General features: G+C 73.7%; 4 protein-coding genes and 1 pseudogene. 1 reads left to right on the top strand and 4 read right to left on the bottom strand.

All coding sequences use genetic code 11. The annotated features are described in order from the left end of the window. Window positions 1-466: pseudogene (locus H5J29_RS31360) on the bottom strand (methylenetetrahydrofolate reductase C-terminal domain-containing protein); the annotation flags it as partial. 66 nt (window positions 467-532) lie between these two features. Here H5J29_RS31360 and H5J29_RS31355 point away from each other — a divergent pair. Beyond that, window positions 533-856: a hypothetical protein gene (locus H5J29_RS31355; protein WP_181784548.1), complete on the top strand. Its 324-nt coding sequence runs from the start codon at window positions 533-535 to the stop codon at window positions 854-856. A 195-nt stretch (window positions 857-1,051) separates the two neighbouring features. On the opposite strand, the gene H5J29_RS31350 is transcribed toward H5J29_RS31355, so the two are convergent. From H5J29_RS31350 to H5J29_RS31340, 3 genes are all read right to left on the bottom strand, one after another. Continuing rightward, a complete protein-coding gene (locus H5J29_RS31350) occupies window positions 1,052-1,345 on the bottom strand; it encodes a gas vesicle protein K (protein WP_181784547.1) in 294 nt (97 codons plus the stop codon). After that, the gene (locus H5J29_RS31345) at window positions 1,338-1,520 is read right to left on the bottom strand and encodes a gas vesicle protein (protein WP_181784546.1); all 183 of its coding nucleotides are present in this window, start codon (window positions 1,518-1,520) and stop codon (window positions 1,338-1,340) included. The genes H5J29_RS31350 and H5J29_RS31345 overlap by 8 nt, the downstream gene beginning before the upstream one ends. Further along, the coding region (locus H5J29_RS31340) for a GvpL/GvpF family gas vesicle protein (RefSeq protein WP_181784545.1) at window positions 1,517-1,774 on the bottom strand (258 nt) is incomplete at its 5' end. The genes H5J29_RS31340 and H5J29_RS31345, both read right to left, overlap by 4 nt.

Here is a 1,774-nt window from a genome sequence, read left to right as displayed (position 1 = left end):
CCTTCAGCGCCCGGTTGCTGCAGAACACCGCCGCGGCGCCCGCCTCGACCAACCCGCACAGCTCCTGGTCCAGCACCACCCGGTTGCGGTCCCGGCAGGTCAGCGTGATCACCGGCGCCCCGCCCGCCTCCCGGACCAGCGTGGTCATCTGGGTCGGCGGGAAGTCCGGCCGGGCCTGGTGCTCCCCCACGAGCATCCCGTCGCAGCTGCCGGCCAGATCCCCCACGATCCGGGTCAGCGCCGCGCGGTCGAAGGGCGGCAGGGTCAGGTCCGTGAGGACGACGGGAGGCCGGGCGAGCAGCGCGGGCGCCTCCCGTTCGGGCGCGGGCGCCCCCTCCCACGGGACCGGCTCGTCGAGCGTGGCGAAGGGGCACACCATCATCCGGACCTCGCACGAGAGGTCCGCCCCCACACCCCCGCACGGCCCGTGGTGCATGCGCTTCGGACAGGGCGCGGAGGGATCCATGGTGAGCGGATACCCCGGCGCGTCCCCCGTACCCGTGTGGGCAGTATCTGCGGTGTGCTGCCGCCGATGGACCCCGAAGAACGCAGGGAACAGCTCACCCTGGCCACGAACAGACTGGCCGTGTTGGACACGGTCGTGCAGGCCCAGAACCGGTACGCCCAGGTCGCCGAGGTGATCGCTGCCGCGCCGGACAGCGACGCCGCAGCGGCCGCGGTCGCCGACCTGCTCGGCGTGCCGCCGCTGCTCGGACGGGCCGTGTGCGACCTGTCGTGGCGACGGCTCGCCGCCGACTCCCGCAGACAGGCCCTCGAGGACCGCGACGAGACCGCGGCCTACGTCCGGGAGCTGACCGCCGAGTCCGGCGGGGCCGGAGCCGACCGAGACCGCTGACCCGAGCGCCTCGAGCGGCGCTCCCATCGGCACCCGATCCGCCGCCGGACCCCGAATCCCCGCCGACCCCCACCACCCGGCCTGCACAGGATCCGCGACCACCGGCGCGACCAGGCACGGACCCTTCTGAGCTGGGTCGAACACCGCCTGCGCTGATCCAGGGCGAGGCGGGGCCAGGATCGACCTGCCCGCGCCCTACGTCCCCGCCTCCGGGCCGAGGAGGTTGCCCAGGGGGCCGAGGTCGATGTTGAGGTCGCCCGGTTCGAGGCCGAAGTGCTCGCGGAGGTCGACCATGGCCTCCTCCAGCCGCATCAGCCCGACGCCGAGCCGCTCGATCGTCTCGTCCGGGAGGTCGCCGACCTCGACGCGGCGCAGGGCCTGGCGTTCCATGAGCTGGCGGAGCAGCTCCACGATGGTCAGCACCAGCTTGCCGAGGTCCTTGGCGACGGTGTCCGGCTGGGAGTCGATGCGTCCGGGCAGCTCAGGCATCGGGCTCCTCCATCAGCGTGTGCACGGAGCTGATCAGCGCCCGCAGCGACACGTGGACGAGGTCGACGTCCGCCAACGAGATCGTGACGTCCCCGGTCAGCATCACGCCGCCCGCCAGCAGCCGGTCGAGCAGGTCGACCAGGGTCAGCTCGTCGTCCGGGTGCGCGAGGGTCACGACTGCTCCCAGGTGGTGAAGGAGAACGCGGGCCACGGCCCGGTCAGCTCGATGTGCGCTCCCCCGGGCGCCACCGCGCCCGCCGCGTCCCGGAACTCCTGCTCCGCGGTCTCGGCGACGAGGTAGCTCGCGTTGAGCACCATCTCCTCGCTCCGCCCGCTGAGCCGGGCGTCCTGCAGCGGATAGCGGTGCGCCGCCGAGGACCGGTCGGCGAGCGCGGTGTGCAGCCGCTCCGCGATCTCGCGGGCCCGGTC

The sequence above is a fragment of the Pseudonocardia pini genome, from assembly GCF_013870575.1.
In the GTDB taxonomy this organism is placed as follows: domain Bacteria; phylum Actinomycetota; class Actinomycetes; order Mycobacteriales; family Pseudonocardiaceae; genus Pseudonocardia; species Pseudonocardia pini.
The sequence above is the reverse complement of the archived record's forward strand: the minus strand, read 5'-3'. Positions and strand labels throughout refer to the sequence as shown.

Bases quoted from the DNA above. Each gene is read 5' to 3' on its own strand.
- H5J29_RS31355 (WP_181784548.1), top strand. From the start codon at position 533: ATGGACCCCGAAGAACGCAGGGAACAGCTCACCCTGGCCACGAACAGA.
- H5J29_RS31350 (WP_181784547.1), bottom strand. From the start codon at position 1,345: ATGCCTGAGCTGCCCGGACGCATCGACTCCCAGCCGGACACCGTCGCC.